Annotated in this window: 12 protein-coding genes; 4 read left to right on the top strand and 8 right to left on the bottom strand. The window is 68.2% G+C overall.

What is annotated here, in order from left to right:
- Positions 1 to 197 precede the first annotated feature (197 nt).
- The 3 genes from V5F78_RS02520 to V5F78_RS02510 all read left to right on the top strand — a co-directional run bounded on the left by V5F78_RS02520 (position 198) and on the right by V5F78_RS02510 (position 3,397).
- A complete protein-coding gene (locus tag V5F78_RS02520) occupies positions 198 to 1,091 on the top strand; it encodes a transketolase (RefSeq protein ID WP_394066828.1) in 894 nt (297 codons plus the stop codon).
- A gap of 3 nt (positions 1,092 to 1,094) precedes the next feature.
- Positions 1,095 to 2,117 (top strand): transketolase family protein, encoded by a 1,023-nt coding sequence (locus V5F78_RS02515; RefSeq protein WP_394066830.1) that lies wholly within the window; start codon positions 1,095 to 1,097, stop codon positions 2,115 to 2,117.
- Positions 2,118 to 2,854: 737 nt separating this feature from the next.
- The gene (locus V5F78_RS02510; RefSeq protein ID WP_394066832.1) at positions 2,855 to 3,397 is read left to right on the top strand and encodes a 2,4'-dihydroxyacetophenone dioxygenase family protein; all 543 of its coding nucleotides are present in this window, start codon (positions 2,855 to 2,857) and stop codon (positions 3,395 to 3,397) included.
- 184 nt (positions 3,398 to 3,581) lie between these two features.
- Here V5F78_RS02510 and V5F78_RS02505 read toward each other — a convergent pair whose 3' ends face one another.
- A complete protein-coding gene (locus tag V5F78_RS02505; protein ID WP_394066834.1) occupies positions 3,582 to 4,070 on the bottom strand; it encodes a group III truncated hemoglobin in 489 nt (162 codons plus the stop codon).
- A gap of 116 nt (positions 4,071 to 4,186) precedes the next feature.
- Positions 4,187 to 4,696 (bottom strand): peptide deformylase, encoded by a 510-nt coding sequence (locus tag V5F78_RS02500; protein ID WP_394066835.1) that lies wholly within the window; start codon positions 4,694 to 4,696, stop codon positions 4,187 to 4,189.
- 178 nt (positions 4,697 to 4,874) lie between these two features.
- Between V5F78_RS02500 and V5F78_RS02495 the strand changes: the two genes are divergently transcribed.
- Positions 4,875 to 7,454, top strand: a complete 2,580-nt coding sequence (locus V5F78_RS02495) for a cation-translocating P-type ATPase (protein WP_394066837.1) — start codon at positions 4,875 to 4,877, stop codon at positions 7,452 to 7,454.
- Positions 7,455 to 7,696: 242 nt separating this feature from the next.
- Here the strand turns inward: V5F78_RS02495 and V5F78_RS02490 are convergent, their stop codons facing one another.
- From V5F78_RS02490 to V5F78_RS02465, 6 genes are all read right to left on the bottom strand, one after another.
- Positions 7,697 to 8,680, bottom strand: coding sequence for a zinc-dependent alcohol dehydrogenase family protein (locus tag V5F78_RS02490; protein WP_394066839.1), 984 nt, complete (start codon positions 8,678 to 8,680; stop codon positions 7,697 to 7,699).
- Positions 8,681 to 8,713: 33 nt separating this feature from the next.
- On the bottom strand, positions 8,714 to 9,448 hold the full coding sequence (locus V5F78_RS02485) for a CBS domain-containing protein (protein WP_394066840.1): 735 nt from the start codon (positions 9,446 to 9,448) through the stop codon (positions 8,714 to 8,716).
- Positions 9,449 to 9,546: 98 nt separating this feature from the next.
- Positions 9,547 to 10,668, bottom strand: coding sequence for an ABC transporter permease (locus V5F78_RS02480; protein WP_394066841.1), 1,122 nt, complete (start codon positions 10,666 to 10,668; stop codon positions 9,547 to 9,549).
- Position 10,669: 1 nt separating this feature from the next.
- Complete coding sequence (gene rbbA, locus V5F78_RS02475) at positions 10,670 to 13,387, bottom strand: ribosome-associated ATPase/putative transporter RbbA (RefSeq protein ID WP_394066842.1); 2,718 nt, start codon at positions 13,385 to 13,387, stop codon at positions 10,670 to 10,672.
- The gene (locus tag V5F78_RS02470) at positions 13,384 to 14,355 is read right to left on the bottom strand and encodes an HlyD family secretion protein (protein WP_394066906.1); all 972 of its coding nucleotides are present in this window, start codon (positions 14,353 to 14,355) and stop codon (positions 13,384 to 13,386) included. The genes rbbA and V5F78_RS02470 overlap by 4 nt, the downstream gene beginning before the upstream one ends.
- 198 nt (positions 14,356 to 14,553) lie before the next feature.
- Positions 14,554 to 16,578, bottom strand: coding sequence for an acyltransferase family protein (locus V5F78_RS02465; RefSeq protein ID WP_394066844.1), 2,025 nt, complete (start codon positions 16,576 to 16,578; stop codon positions 14,554 to 14,556).
- Positions 16,579 to 16,604: the final 26 nt, after the last annotated feature.

Raw genomic sequence — 16,604 nt, 5'->3', positions numbered from 1 at the left:
ACCGGCCAGGGCGGGAAACGACCCTCCTCTCCCCGCCGGGGAGAGGGCCGGGGTGAGGGGGACAACGCCGGATCTCCTTGCACAAGGATATATCATATTTTATGACTAGCTGGACGAAGCGCGAAAGCACCGCTTCGCCGCATCAAGCCGCCCGCACCCTCGCACCGCGAAGGCGGCCGGAACATTTGGGAGCCCATATGAGCGCGGCCGCAAGCCCATCCTCACCGCCCGACCATCGCGCGTCGAATTTCCGGCCCACCCCGGAAACCATCGCGATGCTGCGGGAAAAAGCGCGCTTCGTGCGCCTGGAGACCATCCGGCTCATCGAAGTGGCCAAGGTCGGCCATTACAGCTCGGTCTTCAGCGCCGCCGAGATTTTCGCGGCGCTCTATTACGACATCATGGACATCGAAAAGGGCAATCCGACCCGCCCGGATCGCGACCGCTTCCTGATGGGCAAGGGCCACGCCGCCGTCGGCCTGTTCCCGATCCTGGCCGAGTTCGGCTACATCGCGAAAGAGGTGCTGGACAATTACACCCGCCTCGGCAACCCGCTCGGCGACCATCCCGACATGCGCAAGGTGCCGGGCATCGATTTCTCCTCCGGCTCCATCGGCCATGCCCTTTCCGCCGGCCTCGGTATGGCGCTCGGCGGGCGTATGCAAAAGCTTAATTTCAACGTGTTCGTCATGCTGGGCGATGGTGAGATGCAGGAGGGCCAGGTGTGGGAAGCGGCCCTTTCCGCCGCCCATCACAAGGCCTCCCGGCTGGTGGCGATCGTCGACCGCAACGGCTTCCAGCTGGACGGCGCGGTGGACGATGTCATGGGCATCGAGCCGCTGGACGAGAAATGGCGCGCCTTCGGCTGGGAGGTGCACATCGTGGACGGGCACAATCTCGAAGAGCTGACCACCCTGCTGCGCCAGGTGAAGGCCGACGAAGCCCGCACCAAGCCCTGCTGTATCATCGCCCGCACCGTGAAGGGCAAGGGTGTGTCCTACATGGAGACCGAGCCCGGCTGGCACCTCGGCTATCTCGATCCCTCCGACGCGAAGAACGCGGTCGCAGAAATCATGAACAGGGACATCTGAACCATGAGCGAAACCCTGTCCCCCAATCCTCCCATCGCCAGCCGTCCACTCTCGCCCAATTCCTGGCAATACCGGGAAATCAACGCCAAGACTCCCGGCCTCAGCCATCTGTCGGATGCGCTGATCGCGCTGGCGGAAGCCGGCGAGCCGGTGGTCGCCGGTTCCGCCGACCTGCAATATTCAAACGGCCTCGCCAAGTTCGCCAAGCGTTTTCCCGAGCGCTACATCCAGTTCGGCATTTCCGAGCAGAACATGGTTACGGCGGCGGCCGGCCTCGCCACCACCGGGCTCAAGCCCTATGTGGCGACCTTCGCCTCCTTCCTCGGGCTTCTGTGCTGCGAGCAGATCCGCATGGATGTCGCATATTGCGGCCAGCCGGTGCGGCTCATCGGCCACCACACGGGCATTTCGCTCGGTTTCTACGGCACCTCGCATCATGCCACCGAGGACATTTCCACCATGCGCGCGATCGCGGACCTCACCGTGGTCTCGCCCGCCGACGGCCCGCAGCTCGCCGCCGCCATCAAGGCCTCGGCGCACTATCCCGAGCCGATCTATTTCCGCATCGGCCGCGGCCGCGAGCCCGATGTCTACGGGCCGGATGTGACTTTTGAATTCGGCAAGGCCATCGAGCATTTCCCCGGCGATGAAATCACCATCATCGCCTGCGGCCTGCCGGTGCATTCGGCGCTGGAGGCGGCGCGCAAGCTGAATGCGGCGGGCCGCTCGGTGGGGGTCATCGACATGCCCACCATCAAGCCCATCGACAAGGCGGCGATCCTGAAGGCGGCCGCGCGCTCCAAGGTGCTGATGACGGCCGAGGAGCACAATGTGCTCGGCGGCCTCGGCAGCGCGGTGGCCGAAGTGCTGACCGAGGTGGGCGCGGGCGTAAAACTGATCCGTCACGGCATCCACGACGAATACAGCCTGATCGCCCCGCCGACCCATCTCTACGCACATTACAAGCTCGACGCCGCCGGCATCGAGGACGTGGTGCTCAGCGCCATCGGCGGCGACCGGGGCTGAGCGGTCGGCGGCCCTTTCCCGGCCATCCCCTCTCCCGCTTGCGGGGGAGGGTCAGGGAGGGGGAAAGCGGCAGCGACGAAAAGCACCGCCGCCAAAAGCCGGGAACGACCAAAGCCAAACCCCGGCGGGATCGCCCCGCTGCGCGGCCCCCTCCCCACCCCTCCCCCGCAAGCGGGAGAGGGAGCCCCACCGCTCAAGCCGCAACGCCCCTCTCCCATCGCCATCCCCTCCCCCGCACGCGGGAGAGGCAGCCCCACCGCTCAAGCCGCAACGCCCCCTCTCCCATCGCCGTCCCCTCTCCCGCTCGCGGGGGAGGGTCAGGGAGGGGGAAGACGGCAGCGCCGCAAGAAACCCAAGGCGAAAATCGGGGCCAACATCCGCAGGGCCGCCGACCCGGCGGATCGCCCCGCTGCGCGGCCCCCTCCCCACCCCTCCCCCGCACGCGGGAGAGGGAGCCCCATCGCTCAGGCCGCAATGCCCCCCTCTCCCATCGCCTTCCCCCTCCCTGACCCTCCCCCGCAAGCGGGAGAGGGAGCCCCACCGCTCAGGCCGCAATGCCCCCCTCTCCCCGCCGGGGAGAGGGCCGGGGTGAGGGGGGCAGGAACACGGCCCGACACACGCCAGGACATATCTCGCGCGCCGGCCTCCGCGCCGGCGCACAGCACGCCGTCCCCGTCTTTGCTACCATGCCGGCAAGCGGATAACCGCGATCGCCCGAACCGGGAGGAAACCGAAAAATGACCCAGCCCCAGCCCCGCCCCGCCGACCCCATCGACGAGAAGTGGCAGCCCTATCGCAAACCCCAGCCGGCCGAGGCGCGCCCTGAACTGGTGGTGCCGAACGCCATCCCCACCGACGAGCGCGTGTGGGTGCCGCTGGAAGAGAACGTGTGGTTCCGCCCGCTGCTGCTCTCCGCCTCCAGCGGCTATTGGATGAACCTACTGAAGGTGCGCAAGGCCGGCGTGCTTTCCCGCCACCGCCACCCGCTGCCGGTGCACGGCTATGTCATCAAGGGCTCCTGGCGCTATCTCGAGCATGATTGGATCGCCACAGAGGGCGGCTATGTCTATGAGGCGCCGGGCGAGACCCACACCCTCGTGGTCGACCCCCATGTGGAAGAGATGATCACCCTGTTCCAGGTGAATGGCGCGATGATCTATGTGGACCCGGACGGCAATGTGACCGGCTTCGACGACGTCTTCACCCGGATCGACAAGTGCCGCGCCCATTACAGCGCCAACGGCCTCGGGGTGGACTATATCGACCAGTTCATTCGCTGAATTTCGCGGAAATCGCGGCAAAATCCGCAGAAAGGCGCGGTCGGGACTCCGGCCGGCCGAAATCTCACGGAAATCGCCGCGGGCACCGCGGAAGACCGCCGAAATTGCCCATCACCGCACTGTTCCTCCGCGCGGGGCGAATGAAATTCGGCGCCCCCGCGTCGTCGGCGCACGGCCGCGCCGCTCAAGACAGCGGGGGGCGCCGGCGCGGGGTTGCGATCTCATTGTTTTTAGAAGCGATTCCCAATTCCAGGCTGTCGGCGATGCGGCGCGCGCGGATGATGAAATGGCGCGCGGCCGCCGGTGGGCACAGCTCCCGCGCGGTCGCCTCGAACAGGTCGAGCCAGCGGTCGAAATGGACGCCGGAAATCGGCAAGGGCAAGTGCCGCGGCATGGGCTGGCCGTGGTAGCGGCCCGTCATCAGCGCCACGGACGACCAGAAAAGACAAAGCTTCTCAAGGTGTTCGTCCCAGTCGGCGACGCGCGCCGCGAAGATCGGGCCGATCAGGTCATCCGCCCGCACACGCGCGTAGAACGTGAAGACGAGGGTGCGGATCATCGCCTCGTCGATGCCGGTCTCGTCCATGATCGCCCGCGTCGCCGCCGCCCGGCGGGCCAGCATCTGCTCGCTCTCGCCGCTGACGATGCGCTCGCGCGCCGCCTCCTCAGCCATCGCCGCCTCCGTCTCGCGCACCGGCGGCGCATGCGCCATGTGCCTGTTAAGCCAAGGGCTTAGCCGCACCCGCGCGGAACCGCAATCCGGGCTTTCCCGGAGGTCGATAGCGCCCCTCAGGCGCCGGTGGCCGCCCGCGTGAGCTTCTCGAACCGCTTCACCACCCGCTCCCGCCGCAGCCGGGAAAGCCGCTGAAGCCAGAAGATGCCGTCCAGCTGGTCGATCTCGTGCTGGAGGCACACCGCCAGCAGCCCGTCCGCCTCAAGTTCCTGGGGTGTTCCCTCAAGATCCTGATATTGCACGCGAACCCGCGCCGGACGCTCCACGTCGTCGACCACGCCCGGCATGGAGACGCTGCCCTCGGGATGGCGTCCCAGCTCGGCCGAAGCCCAGATGACGCGCGGATTGACATAGGCCCGCACCTGCCCCTCCTCCGGCAGGTCCAGCACCACCAGCCGCTCCGCCACGCCGATATGAGGCGCTGTGATGCCGATCCCCGGTGCCGCCTTCATGGTATCGCGCAGATCCTGCGCCAGCGCAGCAAGCGCGGCGTCGAACCGCGTCACCTCCGCCGCCACCTGCCGCAGCCGCGGATCTGGAAACCGCACGATCTCACGCACCGCCATGCCTGTCCTCCGGTCCCGTCTTGCTGGCAGCCGGGGCGAGCGCCCGGTTGCACCTTGGTGTTCCTTAAGGGAAAATGGCCGCGATTGCGCTGCATCAATCGCCCGGATCCGGCGCACCCCTACCCTGCCCTCGCGGTCGCCCGCGATCGCGGGCCGGCGCCTCCACGAGGAGAGGGCGATGCCACAATCGGCGGACAAACGCCAGGACCTGACCTCCCCCTCGGCGCCGGAGCTGGAGACCGGCCTCTCGGATGTGGAAGCCGCCGCCCGCCTGAAGCGCGACGGGCCCAATGAACTTCCCCAGGGCGAGCAGCGTTCGCCGCTGAAAATCATTCTCGACACCATCCGCGAACCCATGTTCGCGCTGCTGCTGGCGGCGGGCCTGCTGTATTTCGTGGTGGGCGATCCGGCCGAGGCGGCGATCCTGTTCGGCTTCGCCACCCTGTCCGTGCTGATCGCGGTGGTGCAGGAATTGCGCACCGAGCGCGCCCTCGAGGCCCTGCGCGACCTCTCCAGCCCGCGCGCCTTGGTGATCCGCGAGGGGATGCAAAAACGCATCCCCGGCCGGGAGGTCGTGCGCGGCGACCTGCTGGTCATCGCCGAGGGCGACCGGGTGGCGGCCGATGCGCTGTTGATCACCACCGCCGCGCTGGAGATCGACGAATCCCTGCTCACCGGCGAATCCGTGCCGGTGCGCAAAGCCGCAGCCGCGCCGGGCGCCATCGCCGGGGAGGGCGAGCTCCATGCGGATACGGACGACCGCAGCGCGGCGTTCTCCGGCACGCTGGTGGTGCGCGGCCAGGGGCGCGGGATCGTGCGCGGCATCGGCCGAAAGACCGAACTCGGCCGCATCGGCCAGAGCCTCGGCACCATCGAGCGCGAACCCCCGCGCCTGCGCGCGCAAACCCGGCGGCTGGTGCGCCTGTTCGCGGTGGCCGGCATCTCCATCAGCATTCTCGCCGCCGTTCTCTACGGCCTTGCCGGCAACGATTGGACCAGCGCGACGCTCGGCGGCATCGCGCTCGCCATGGCCATGCTGCCGGAGGAATTTCCTCTTATTCTCACGGTCTTCACCGTCATGGGCGCGATCCGCATCGCCAAGGCCCGCGTGCTGACGCGGCGCGCGGCGGCGATCGAGGCGCTCGGGGCGGCGACCGTGCTGTGCACCGACAAGACCGGCACCCTCACGCAGAACCGCATGACCGTGGTGGAATTGCGCGACACCGAGGGCGCGCCGGTGGCGCTTGCAGAAGCGGACGCGGCCCTCGGGCCCGAGGCCGCGCACCTCGTCCTGCTGGCGGCGCGCGCCAGTCGGGATCGCACGTTCGATCCTATGGAGCGCGCCTTCCACGATCTCGCGGCCCGCGCCGGCATCGCACCGCCCTGGCCGCAGACGGCGGTGTGCGATTTCGACCTGCGCGACGATCTTCCGGCGATGGGGCGCGTCTGGGGCGCGGCCGAGGAGACGCCCCGGCTCGCGGCCAAGGGCGCACCGGAGGCCATCGTCCGCCTGTGTCGCCTGCCTCCCGAGAAAGCGGCTCAGATCCTGGCTGCCGCCGCCGAGATGGCGGGGCGCGGCCTGCGGGTGCTCGGCCTTGCGGACGGTGAAGTGCACGCGACGGCGGACACCCGGCTGGAAGGGCAGGCGCTTGCGTTTCAGGGCCTGATCGCGCTGGCCGATCCGCTGCGGCCCGGCGTCCGGGAAGCGGTGGGCGAATGCCGGGCGGCCGGAATCCGCATTGCCATGGTCACGGGCGATCATCCCGCCACCGCCGCCGCCATGGCCCGCGCCGCCGGCCTTGATGCCGAACCGGTGGTGACCGGGCGCGAACTGGCCGCGCTCGATCCACCAACCTTCGCGGCGGCGGTGGCGAAGGCGGCGGTGTTCGCGCGCATCGTGCCGGAGCAGAAGCTGAAGATCGTGGAAGCCCTGAAGGCGCAAGGCGCCATCGTCGCCATGACGGGCGACGGGGTGAACGATGCGCCCGCCCTGAAAGCGGCCCACATCGGCATCGCCATGGGCGGGCGCGGCACGGACGTCGCCCGCGAGGCGGCGGCGATGGTGCTGCTGGACGATGATTTCAATTCCATCGTACGCACCATCCGCCTGGGCCGGCGCACGTTCGACAATCTGCGCAAGGCCATGGGCTATGTGCTCGCCATGCATGTGCCGATCGCCGGCCTCGCGTTCCTGCCGCTCGCGCTCGGCCTGCCGCCGCTGCTCGGGCCGCTGCACATCGCGTTCCTGGAAATGGTGATCGACCCGGTCTGCTCCATCGCCTTCGAGGCCGAGCCGGAGGAGCCGGATCTGATGCAGCGCCCGCCCCGCAAGGCCACGGACGCGCTGCTGCCGCTCGCCTTGATGGCCTGGAGCCTGATCCAGGGGCTCGTCGCTTTCGCGGCCGCAGGTGGCGTCTATGTGCTGTCGCTATACGCCGAACTGCCGCCGGATGTGGTGCGCGGGCGCGCCTTTCTTACCCTCGTCCTTGCCAGCGTCGTGCTGATCATCGTGGACCGCTCCTTCAGTTCCTCGCTGCTGACGGCGGTGACGCGCCCGAATTCCGCTTTGGTCGCGGTGATGGGGCTGGCGACGGTGATGCTGGGGATCGTGCTCGGCGTGCCGCCGGCCGCGGCGCTGTTCCGCTTCGGCGACGTGGGCCTCGCCGGGGTCGGCATCGCGCTCGCGGCGGCGATCGCCATGATGCTGCTGCTGGAGCTCGCCAAGGGCCTGGGCATCGCGGCGCGGCTGCGGCGCTAAAAGCGCTCGAGGACGGATCGACAGTTGTGGCTTGGCACGATCGCAGCAGAGCATCGTCATGCACGGGCCTGTCCCGTGCATCCACGCGGCACCATTGGTGCCAGCGTTTCCAGGCCCCGCCAGCGGCCCGGCGTGGATTGCCGGGACAGGCCCGGCCATGACAAACAGTGAAAGAAAGACAATCGCGCGCACCTGTCGTCAGGCGCCTCGACGAGCCACCACGCCGCTGAAAGCCAACCGTCCTAAGGCACCAGCACCGCCGCGCCCTGGAAGCGCCCCGCGCGCAGGTCCGCAAGCGCCTCGTTCGCCCGTTCCAGTGGGTAGAGCGTGGTGGTCGTCTTCACCCCGGCCTTCGGCGCGAGGGCGAGGAATTCGTGGGCGTCCGCGCGCGTAAGATTGGCGACGGACACCACCTGCCGCTCCTCCCACAGGATGGAATAAGGGAATTGCGGGATGTCGCTCATATGGATGCCGCCGCACACCACCCGCCCGCCCTTGCGGACAGCGCGCAGGGCGGCCGGCACCAGCGCGCCGACGGGGGCGAAGAGGATGGCGGCGTCAAGCGGCTCGGGCGGCGCTTCGTCCGAGCTGCCGGCCCAGCGGGCGCCGAGGGACAGCGCCATCGCCTGCGCCGCCGTGTCCCCCGCGCGGGTGAAGGCATAGACCTCACGTCCCTGCCAGCGGCACACCTGGGCGAGGATATGGGCCGCTGCCCCGAAGCCGTAGAGCCCGATGCGCCGGCCCTCGCCGGCTTTCACCAGGGAGCGCCAGCCGATCAGCCCCGCGCACAGCAAGGGCGCGGCCGCCACCGGGTCCTCGAAGCCGTCGAGCGGAAAGGCGAAGGCGGCATCCGCCACCACATGGGAGGCGAAGCCGCCATCGCGGGTGAAGCCGGTGAAAGCGGGCGCGTCGCACAGGTTTTCCTGGCCCGAGGCGCAATAAGGACAATGCCCGCAGGTATGGCCGAGCCAGGGAATCCCCACCCGCGTTCCCAGCGCCGGCGCCGTTACGCCCTCGCCCAGCGCCTCCACGATGCCGACGATCTCATGCCCGGGCACGATGGGGAGCACCGGGTTCGGCAGGTCGCCGTCCACCACGTGCAGGTCGGTGCGGCACACCGCGCACGCCTCCACACGCACCCGGATTTCGCCGGCGGCGGGCACGGGATCGGGGCGCTGTTCCAGCACCAAAGGCGCGCCGATGGCGTGGAGGACCATGGCCTTCATGTCGCTCTCCCCTTCGGGCGTGCCGGCGGCGCCTCAGGCCGCGCCGCGTTCGGCCGCGTCGGCGCCCGGCGGCAGGATCACCATGCCGGACATGGGCTCGACCCAGACCAATTGATCGACCACGCTGGTCACGCCTGGCACGTTTTCCGCGCAGACCCGCGCCGCCATGCGCTCGCGATCGTCGAAAATGGTGCCGCGCAGTTCGCATACGCCCTTCTCGACATGCACGCGGATGAGGCCGCTGCCGCTCCAGGGTTGCTTGGCGAGTTCATCGAGGATGGCGGCCCGCAGGCGCGCATCGTCCGTCTGCTCCGCCGATGCCGTGGGCAGAGCCGCGGCCAGCGCGCGCAGCAGATCGGACCGGGAGATGATGCCGACCAGCTTGCCATGGTCGACCACCGGCAGGCGCTTCACGCGGGCATTGGTCATGGTCTCGACGATCTGGGACAACGGCGCATCCGGCGTGGTGGTGAGCACGTCGCAGGTCATCACCTCTTCCACCTTGCGGCCGTGGGCGTGAACATATTCCTCCGCCTCCGTGCCGGGGCTCACGAGCAATTCCAGCCACCAGGAGCGCTTGACCTGCGTGCCGAGTTCGGCGCGCCGTAGGAAATCGCCCTCGGTGACCATGCCGACGAGCGTGCCGTCCTTGGCGACGACCGGCAGGCCGCTGATGTGCTGCGCCAGCATTAGCCGCGCGGCATCGGCGATGGATGTGGTGGGTTCAACGCTGATGACCGGCGTGGTCATGACATTCGCAACGCGCATGGTCGCCTCCCGCGGCTCCCGCTGTATGAAGTGTGGTGCGCATTGTGGCCCACGGCCGGGATGCTGCATTGAGCCGCATCAACACTACCCCCGCACCCTCATTGCGCCCCGAGCAGGGCCTTGCGGAACCGCAGGGCGGCGAGCGCGAAGAAGGCCGCGCCGATGGCGAGCAGCGCCAGCAGCTGCGGCCAGACGATCGCCAATCCCGCCCCCCGATAAAGGATCGCCTGCGAAAGCGCCACGAAATGGGTGGAGGGCGAAAACTGCATCACGTTCTGTAGCCACGTCGGCATGCTTTCCAGCGGCGTCGTGCTGCCCGAGAGCAGGTTCATCACGATCAGGATCGGCATCACGATCAGGCCGAACTGCGCCATGGAGGTGGACACGGTGGCGATGAGAATGCCGAGCGCGGTGACCGAGAATTGGTAAGTGACGGTCGCCAGGATGAACAAGGCGAGCGAGCCTTGCACCGGCACCGCCAGGATATATTCGACCACCACCAGCAGCGAGAGAATAGCCGCGACCACGATCACGAGGCCGTTCGCCCAGATCTTCGCCAGCATGATTTCGATCGGCGTCACCGGCATCACCAGCAGATGCTCGATGGTGCCGTGCTCGCGCTCGCGGATCAGCGCCGCGCCGGAGAGGATGACCGCCAGCATGGTGATGTTGTTGATCACCTGCATCACCGCCGTGAACCAGGCCGACTTGAGGTTCGGATTGAACTTCGCGCGCATTACCACGGCGATGGGCAGCGCTTGGGTGGTGCCCGGCAGGGCGGCGCTCACCTCCTGGAGAATGATGTTCTGAAGATAGGAGGCGCCATTGCCCGCCTGGGACATGGCGGTCGCGTCCACGTCGATCTGGATCGTCGGATGCCGGTTGGAAATCGCGTCCTGCTCGAATTTCGGCGGGATCTCGATGACGAACACGAAGCGGCCGGTGTCCATCACCCGGTCGATCTCGTTCGCGCCAATCAGCACCGGCTCCTTGAAGAAGGGCTTGAGGATCGCCGCCCGCACCTGCCGGGAGAGCGCGGACTGGTCCTCGTCCACCACCGCCACGGCGGCATTCTCCACCTCGAACTTCGCGCCGGTGGCCACCGCATAGATGGCGAAGGTGAAGGTATAGACGATCAGCCCCAGCAGGACCGGATCCGCCTTGAGGCTGAACAGCTCCTTGATGCCGAGGCGCCAGATGCGCATGAGGCGGGCGCGCATGTCAGGCCCCCTGCTTGCGCAGCGCGAGCACTGCCGCGCCGATAAAGCCGAGCGCGAACAGAACCAGCACCACGATATTGGGCCACAGATCGGCAAGGCCGAGCGCCTTCGCGAACACCCCGACGCTCACCGGCTGATACCAAGCGGCGGGAAAGGCGAGCCCCATCAGCCGCGCGCCGCCGGAGAGCGAGGACACCGGCACCAGCAGGCCGGAGAAATTTACCGCCGGCAGGATGGCGAGGATCGAGGTCGCAAAGATCGCCGCCACCTGGCTGGAAACGAAGCTCGAGACGAACAGGCCGAAGCCGGTGGTGGCGAACACATAGGCGAGCGAGCCCAGCGCCAAAGTCGCGAACGAGCCCTTCAGCGGCACCTGGAAGAACAAGGTGGCGAGCACCACCAGCGACAGGAAGCTCAGGAAGGCGATGAACACATAGGGCAATTGCTTGCCGAGCAGGAATTCCACCTTGGTGACCGGGGTGGACTGGAAATTGGAGATGGAGCCGGTCTCCTTCTCCTTGACGATGCCAAGCGCGGTCATCACCGCCGGGATCAGCACCAGCATCAGCACGATCACGCTCGGCACGATGGCGTTCACGCTCTTGAACGCCTGATTATAGCGAAAGCGGGTGTCGATCTCGATGGGATAGAGCGGCACCGCATGGCCATAGCGGCGCAGCACCTCGTCCGCCATATAGGTTTGCGCAAGGCCGGAGACGTAGCCGCGCGTGGTCTCGGCGCGGAACGGCATGGCCCCGTCCACCCACACGCCCACCTCGGGCTGGCGATTGCGCTGCAATTGCTTGCCGAAATCCGCGGGCACCTCGATGGCCACCGAGAGTTCCCCACTCTTCATGCGGGTGTCGAGCTGTGTCGTCGAAGTGATGGGCGCCTTCTCGGTGAAATAGCGCGAGCCCTGGAAGCTTTCGAGCAATTGCCGGCTCTGGGCGCTCTGGTCCTGGTCGAAGGCGGCGTAGGGCAGGTGTTCCACGTCAAACGACACGCCATAGCCGAAGGTGAACAGCAGCAGCACCGGCCCGATGAAGGCGAAGGCGAGACGGGCGGGATCGCGCAGGATCTCCAGCGTCTCGCGCCACGCATAGGCCCACATCCGGCGCGGATCGACCCGGCGCGGCGGACCGGAGGAGGTCGGGACGGCGGCCTCCGGCGCGGCCGCGTCGCCCTCCTGCCCCATGCCGGCCTGTTCCAAGACCGCGATGAACACCTCCTCCAGCGACTGCGTGTGGCGCTGCGCCTTCAGTTCGTCCGGCGTTCCAACCGCCAGCACCTTGCCCTGGTGCATCAGCGAGATGCGGTCGCAACGCTCGGCCTCGTTCATGAAATGGGTGGAGAGGAAGATGGTGACGTCATCGTCGCGCGACAGGGCGATCAGCTCCCGCCAGAAGCCGTCCCGCGCCACCGGATCGACGCCGGAAGTCGGCTCGTCCAGGATCAGGATCTCCGGCCGGTGGATGATCGCGACCGCGAGCTGGAGGCGCTGGCGGATGCCGAGCGGCAAGCTCTCGGGCCGGGTGTCGGCGACGCCGGACAGGTCGAAGCGGGCCAGCATCTCCTCGACGCGGGGCACGATGGTGTCGGGCGCCAGCTCGAACAATTGCGCGTGCAGCATCAGATTCTGCCGCACGGTGAGTTCGGTATAGAGCGAGAAGGCCTGGGACATGTAGCCGACGCGGCGGCGCGTTTCCATGTCCCCGGCATCGAGCGTCTGGCCGAACAGGCGCGCCTCGCCCTCGCTTGCCGGCAACAGGCCGGTCAGCATCTTCATGGTGGTGCTCTTGCCCGAACCGTTGGAGCCAAGGAAGCCGAAGATCTCGCCCTTCTCGATGCGAAAGCTCACATGGTCCACGGCTGTGAAGGCGCCGAAGCGACAGGTGAGCCCTTCCGCCTCGATGGCCGGCACGCCGTCCTGCGGCACGCGCGGGCGCTCCACCACCGGCCCGTCGGCGCTGCGCGCGTCCTCCGGCAAAAGCGCCACGAAGGCGCGCTCCAGCGTCGGGGCACCGGCGCGGGCGCGGATCTCGTTTGGGCTGCCGCTGGCGATCACATGGCCGTCGTGCAAAGCGGCGAGCCAGTCGAACGCGTCCGCCTCCTCCATGTAAGCGGTGGCGACGATGACGCTCATGCCCGGCCGCCGCGCCCGCATGCGGGCGACGAGATCCCAGAATTGGCGGCGCGAGAGCGGGTCGATGCCGGTGGTCGGCTCATCCAGGATCAGCAGGTCGGGATCGTGGATCAGCGCGGTGCAGATGCCGAGCTTCTGCTTCATGCCGCCGGAAAGCTTGCCCGCCGGCCGGTCGGCGAAGGGCGCAAGGCCGGTGGCGGCGAGCAGCTCGGCGCTGCGCGCGCGCCGCTCGGCCGCGCCCTGGCCGAACAGGCGGCCGAAGAAATCGAGATTTTCCGCAACCGAGAGCGTCGGATAGAGATTGCGGCCCAGCCCCTGGGGCATGAAGGCGATGCGCGCGCCGGTGACGCGCCGCGCCGCGCGGTTCGCCATGTCGGCGCCCAGCACCTCCACCGAACCGGCCTGGATCTTGGTGATGCCGGCGGCGAGCGAGAGCAAGGTGGATTTGCCGACCCCGTCGGGGCCGATGAGCCCGGTCATGCAGCCGGCGGGAATCTCAAGGTCGATGCCGCCGAGCGCGACCGTCTTGCCATAATGATGGACGACCCCGGCGAAGCGGACCGCCGCCGCGCTCATTGGGGAAGCTTCACGGCAAGTTCCGCCGGCCACACTGCCGTGCGGGCGGTGCGCACGAAGGCGCTGCCGCGCACGCCGGTCTTCACCTGCGCCTCATATTGTTTCAGCAGGCTCGGCGCGATCTTCAGCTTCACGCGGAACATCAGCTTCTCGCGCTCGTCCGCCGTTTCCACGGTCTTGGGCGTGAACTGCGCCTCGGTGGCGACGAAGGACACCGTTGCCGGGATCACGTAATCGGGCGCCGGATCGAGCACGATCCGTGCCTCGTCGCCAAGGCCCAGCCGCCCGGCGACGCGCGCGGGCAGGAACACGGTCATATAGACATCGGAAAGATCGAGCAGGGTCGCAATGGGCGCGCCGGCGCCGACCACCTCGCCGGACTGCACGAGCTTGTATTCGATGCGTCCGCGCCGCGGTGCGGTGAGCACGGAATCGTCGAGCTGGGAGCGGATGCGCGCCACGTCCGCGCGCGCACTGTCGGCGGCGGCCTGCGCCTGGTCGAAACTGGCTTGCGCCGCCCGCTTGGCACCTTCCGCCACGTTCATCTGGCTGCGCCGCTGGTCCAGCGACTGGACGGTGCCATAGCCGCGCTCGCTCAGGGTCGCGGCGCGGTCGTATTCCTGGTGGGCGAGCAGCACTTCGCTTTCGCGCTGGGTGATGGCGGCCTGGGCCTCGCTCATGGCCTTCTCGGCGCGGCGCACTTGGGCTTCCGCGCCTGAAAGCTGGGCATCGAGTTCCGCCGTATCCATGCGCGCGACCACCGCGCCCCGTTCCACCGTCTGGCCCTCTTCCACCAGCACCTGAAGCACCCGGCCGGCGAATTTCGCGGAGATCAGCACCTGCTCGGCCTCAAGCCGCCCGTTGGTGGTGGCGATATCGGCCGGCAGCTTGGTGCCGGCCAGCTTCTGCCAGAGCCCGTGCAGCCGGTCGCCGAGGTTCTTCGGTTCCTGCGCGGCGACAGGACCCATGCAGAGCGCGCCAAAGGCGATCTGGAGCGCGAACAGAAGTGCGATCGGACGACAGCGCACGGATAGGCTCCTGCGAACAGAAAAAGCGACAGGCCAAGGCCGACCGGTTTAGCTCAGCATCACTGCCCTATCATTGACGCACATCATGCGCCTGTCTCGTCGTTAAAAGTCACTGAAAGCAAGCCGGGACGCGCAATCCTATTGATCCGCACGCGGGCCGAACGGGGCAGCAGTTCCCGCCCGCAGCAGATCCGCAAGGCCGAGCCGCGCCGCGAACGCCCGCGTGGCGGCGGGCGAGAGATTGCGGCGGACGTGGTCGAGATCATAATAGAAGAACTCGCCCTCCACCGTGGATTGGCAGCTCTGCGGCCCACATAGCGCGTCGGCGGGAATGGCGATGGTGGTTGACGGACCATAGCGCCCGCGCATGGACCGGAACACGCCGTTCACCTCGCGCTGGAAGGCATCATAATCGGGCGCGGCGAGGCTGTTTACCGTGCGGGTACAGGGCGCGCGCAGCAGCGATCCGTCGTTGGCGACCACGCACGGCACGGGATCGCTCGCCCAATGGGGAATATCGGCCATCACCAGCACCCGTCGCCCGGGGGCGGCGAGGCGCGGCATCAGATCGTCGAACCCTTCCAGAAGCAGGCGGCGACCGGCCTCGAAGCCCACCGCCTCACCGGGATGGCGGTAGAGGTTTTGCGCCGTGGACGGCCACGCGCCAGCAAGAATGACGAGCGTGATGTCGGGCGCGGCCTTCAGCAGGGCGAGCACCGCCGCGCGCGAGGCGCGGCAATCCTCATTATAGGTCGGGATTCCCGCGAAATCGCGCCGGATGCCGCCGGCCTCGATGATCGCCGGGCAGGCGCGGAACAAGGCGATCGCCGTATCGGCCTGCCGGCCCGCCACATCCAGCATGGGCATCAACTGCTCGGCATGGCTGTCGCCCCAGATGATCGCTCGCGTCCCGGCGCTCGCCCATGGCGCGCCGACAGCGCACAGGCCCTTGGCGGGTCCCTCGGGCACGTGCTGCGGGCAGGCCCAGTCCCACATGCGGTCCTTCGATCCCATGGCCTGCAGTTGCGCGGAGACGCGGCCGGGCAGTCCGCCGGTGAAGAACAGCCCCAAGCCCACCGCCGCGACCACGCCGGCCGTCAGCGCTCCGGCGCCGATGCTGAGGCGCGGCGCCGGGCGCATGCGGCGGAACGGCTGTTCCACGAACCGCCACGAGAGCCATGCGGCGAGGAAGGACAGCACCAGCGCCGCAGCGCCCCAGGCGAGGTTCAGCCGATCGCCGTTCTGGTAATGGCGCATCAGCACGATGATCGGCCAGTGCCACAGATAGAGCGAATAGGAGATGCGCCCGACGAACGGCAACGGCGCCAGCGCCAGCGCTCGCGACATCCGGGTCGGGGTGGACGTGGGCATAAGCAGCAGCGCCGTGCCGAGCACCGGGGCGAGCGCATTGGCGCCGGGAAACGGGCTCTGCGCCGTCAGCAGCAGGATCGGCGCGAGAATGGCGATGAGGCCGGCGAGCTTCAGCAGATCGCCAAGGCGCGCCGATATGGCCCCCGTCCAGGCGGTGGGGATGAACACCAGGACCCCGCCGACCGCCAGCTCCCAGGCCCGCGTCCAGGGTTGATAGAAGGCGCTCTTGGGATTGGTGCCCACTTTCTGCACCGCATAGGCGAAGCTCGCCAGGATGAGCGCGCCCATCAGCGCCGGCACCAGGCGCGGCCAGCGCGCCGAGAACCGGAGCGCCGCGACCAGCAGCAATGGCCAGATCACATAGAATTGCTCCTCCACGCCGAGCGACCAGGTGTGGAGCAGCGGCATGGTCTCCGCCGCCGCATTGAAATAACCGGTATTGCGCAGAAAGAAGAAATTCGAGAGGCCGCCCGCCGCATAGGCCGCGCTGCGGCCGAGCACCGCGTAATCGCCGGGCGTGAGGATGAAATAGCCCGCCGCCAGCGTCGCCAGCACCACGAGCGTCAGCGCCGGCACGATGCGGCGGATGCGGCGATCATAGAAACGCAGCAGCGAGAACGCGCCGCCGCGCACGTCGGCAACAATGTTCGCGGTGATGAGATAGCCCGAGATCACGAAGAACACATCGACGCCGACGAACCCGCCGGGCACGCCGGGAACACCGAGGTGAAACAGCAGGACGCTCAGCACGGCTATGGCGCGGACGCCGTCGATATCCAGGCGGTAGGTCATCGGGCCGATGCTTTAGGCCACTCGCC

The sequence above is a fragment of the Roseixanthobacter glucoisosaccharinicivorans genome, assembly GCF_043195095.2.
In the GTDB taxonomy this organism is placed as follows: domain Bacteria; phylum Pseudomonadota; class Alphaproteobacteria; order Rhizobiales; family Xanthobacteraceae; genus NCEH01.
This window is presented reverse-complemented; position numbering and strand designations above follow the sequence as displayed.